4 protein-coding genes are annotated in these 3,412 nt (G+C 40.0%); all 4 read left to right on the forward strand.

The features are described from left to right. Positions 1 to 899, forward strand: an 899-nt coding sequence (gene purB / locus P8M52_RS06715) for an adenylosuccinate lyase (RefSeq protein WP_300309116.1), incomplete at its 5' end; no start/stop codon positions are given. Positions 900 to 957: 58 nt separating this feature from the next. Beyond that, positions 958 to 1,362, forward strand: a complete 405-nt coding sequence (gene rpsP, locus P8M52_RS06720; RefSeq protein WP_300309118.1) for a 30S ribosomal protein S16 — start codon at positions 958 to 960, stop codon at positions 1,360 to 1,362. Between the two features lie 3 nt (positions 1,363 to 1,365). After that, the gene (gene rimM, locus P8M52_RS06725; RefSeq protein WP_300309120.1) at positions 1,366 to 1,878 is read left to right on the forward strand and encodes a ribosome maturation factor RimM; all 513 of its coding nucleotides are present in this window, start codon (positions 1,366 to 1,368) and stop codon (positions 1,876 to 1,878) included. A gap of 177 nt (positions 1,879 to 2,055) precedes the next feature. Next, on the forward strand, positions 2,056 to 3,412 hold a 1,357-nt coding region (locus P8M52_RS06730; RefSeq protein ID WP_300309122.1), incomplete at its 3' end, for a form I ribulose bisphosphate carboxylase large subunit.

Raw genomic sequence — 3,412 nt, forward strand, 5'->3', positions numbered from 1 at the left:
ATGCCTCAATTCCGATGCTGTCACGTACTCACGGTCAAACTGCATCTCCGACTACAGTAGGCAAGGAAATGGCTAACTTTGCGTTTCGCTTAAAACGTCAAATTCAGCATTTAGAGAGTGTGCAGGTTATGGGTAAATTTAATGGTGCAGTAGGTAACTTTAACGCTCACTTGTCAGCCTATCCAGATTTAGATTGGCAAAATATTTCTCAGCAGTTTATTGAAGGCCTGGGCATTAATTACGCGATGTACACGCCACAAATAGAAACTCATGATTATATGGCAGAGTATTTCCACTCAATAAACCGATTCAACACGATTTTAATTGACTTTAGTCGTGATATTTGGGGTTATGTGTCGTTGGGTTATTTCAAGCAAAGAACGGTTGAAGGCGAGGTGGGATCATCCACGATGCCACATAAGGTAAATCCAATTGATTTTGAAAATGGCGAAGGAAATTTAGGAATTGCTAACGCTTTAAATACACATTTAGCAGACAAACTAACTATTTCACGCTGGCAGCGTGACTTATCGGATTCAACCGTACTTAGAAATTTAGGCGTAAGCTGTGCTCATTGTTTGGTTGCCTATGCATCAATAGCCAAAGGAATTGGCAAGCTAGAAACTAATGAGGCGCGCTTACATCAAGATTTAGATTCATCATGGGAAGTGCTTGCAGAGCCTATTCAGACAGTGATGCGTCGTTACGGGATTGAAAATCCATATGAAAAATTAAAGGCTTTAACACGAGGCAATACGATCGATGCTCAAGTATTGGCAGAATTTGTAAAAGATTTAGATATGCCAGAAGAAGCAAAACGAGATCTGGCCGAGTTGACACCAATGACTTACACAGGTGATGCACAAAAACTAGCAGAAGAGCTAGAAAAACTGATATAATTTCGCGTCTTATACCTTTTTGGTGTAAGCTATTAATCAATAAAGGAGCAAAAAACCCATGGTCAAAATTAGACTAGCCCGAGGTGGAGCCAAGAAAAAACCTTTTTATTCAATCGTAGCAACAGACTCTAGAAAGCGTAGAGATAGTGGTTATATTGAGCGTATCGGATACTTTAATCCGGTAGCTCGTGGACAAGAAGTTAGGCTTACTATCGAAGAAGAAAGATTAGAGTACTGGACATCAAAAGGTGCACAGTTGTCTGACCGCGTTCAACAACTTGTTAAAGAATTCAAAGATCCTTCAATTCGTGAGAAGCGTGTAGCGGCTCAAGAAGCTAGAGCAGCAGCAATCGCAGCTAAACTAGCAGCAGAAGAAAAAGCTAAAGCAGATGCTGAAGCAGCTGAAAAAGCAGCTGAAGAAGCAGAAGCTGCTGCAGCAACAGAGGAAGCGGCAGCCGAGTAGGTAGTGAGCCAAAACTCTGACAACAAAAGGCTATTAATCGGACAGATTAATGGCCTTTTTGGCGTTCAGGGCTGGGTGAAAGTGTTTTCATATGCACATCCACGCAAGAATATTCTTACCTATAAGCCATGGCATGTGAAAATTGACAACGAATGGACAACAATTGATGTTTTAAACGGTAGAGTGCAGGCGAAAACGATTGTTGCTAATATTAAAGGAGTTAACGATAGAGAGCAAGCAAGGGAATATATTGGATTAGATGTTTATATAGAAACGTCACAATTACCGAAACTTGCTAAAGGGCAGTATTATTGGAATCAATTAATTGGGCTAAAAGTGATTAATACCAATGATGTCATTTTAGGTGAGGTATCCAGTATGGTAGCAACAGGCTCTAACGATGTTATGGTTGTAAAAGGAAAAAAAGAGCACTGGGTTCCCTATATAGAGCCGTTCCTAATAAAAGTAAATATCGATAGTCAAGAAATACATGTTGACTGGGATGAAAATTTTTAAACAAAAAAAAGAGATTACATTAGCTGTTTACTAATATAAGAGAACAATATTTATTTAAAAAATAATAAGAAAATATTATTATTTTTTAAATAAATATTATTTTACTTAATAGTAGAGATATTGTATGATGGCAGGGAATTTTGAATTTATATTAAATTTTTAAAGAAGGAGGGCTGTATGGCCAAAAAATACGAAGCGGGCGTAAAGGACTACCGCGAAACTTACTGGCAACCTGATTATGTTCCATTAGATTCGGACTTATTAGCTTGTTTTAAGATCACACCACAACCAGGTATTGACCGTGAAGAGGCTGCTGCTGCGGTTGCTGCTGAATCATCAACAGGTACATGGACAACAGTATGGACTGACTTATTAACAGACATGGACTATTACCGCGGTCGTTGTTACCGTATTGAAGATGTTCCAGGAGATGATAGCTGTTACTACGCATTCATTGCATACCCAATCGACTTATTTGAAGAAGGTTCAATTGTGAACGTATTAACTTCATTAGTTGGTAATGTATTTGGTTTCAAAGCAGTACGTGCTCTTCGTCTAGAAGATATTAGATTCTCACTTGCATATGTTAAGACATGTAATGGTCCGCCACACGGTATCCAAGTAGAGCGTGATAAGATGAACAAATATGGTCGTCCAATGTTAGGTTGTACAATTAAGCCAAAACTTGGTTTATCAGCTAAAAACTATGGTCGTGCAGTATACGAATGTTTACGCGGTGGTCTAGACTTTACTAAGGATGATGAAAATGTAAACTCTCAGCCATTTATGCGCTGGCGCGATCGTTTCTTATTCTGTCAAGATGCAATTGAAACTGCAGAAGAAGAGACAACTGAACGTAAGGGTCACTATTTAAACGTTACTGCAGCTTCTCCAGAAGAAATGTATGAGCGTGCTGAATTTGCAAAAGAAATTGGTTCTCCAATTATTATGCATGACTTCTTTACTGGTGGATTCTGTGCAAATACAGGTCTAGCTCGCTGGTGTGCGAAGAACGGTGTATTGTTACACATTCACCGTGCAATGCATGCGGTAGTTGATCGTAATCCACATCACGGTATCCATTTCCGAGTCTTAGCGAAGACATTACGTTTATCAGGTGGCGATCATATGCACTCAGGTACCGTTGTTGGTAAGCTAGAGGGTGATCGTGAAGCAACATTAGGTTGGATTGATCTAATGCGCGAATCATTTATTCCAGAAGATCGTAGTCGTGGTATTTTCTTTGACCAAGACTTTGGTTCAATGCCTGGCACAATGCCGGTAGCATCTGGTGGTATTCACGTATGGCATATGCCAGCATTAGTAGCTATCTTTGGTGATGACTCAGTACTACAGTTTGGTGGTGGTACATTAGGTCACCCATGGGGTAATGCTGCCGGTGCTGCTGCAAACCGTGTTGCACTAGAAGCTTGTGTTGATGCACGTAACCGTGGTATTGATGTAGAGCGCGAAGGTAAAGCTGTAATGGAAGCTGCTGCTGCACATAGTCCAGAACTTAAGATTGCCATGGAAA

Source organism: Candidatus Thioglobus sp., assembly GCF_029243085.1.
GTDB lineage: Bacteria > Pseudomonadota > Gammaproteobacteria > PS1 > Pseudothioglobaceae > Thioglobus_A.

Bases quoted from the DNA above. Each gene is read 5' to 3' on its own strand.
- rpsP (WP_300309118.1), top strand. From the start codon at position 958: ATGGTCAAAATTAGACTAGCCCGAGGTGGAGCCAAGAAAAAACCTTTT.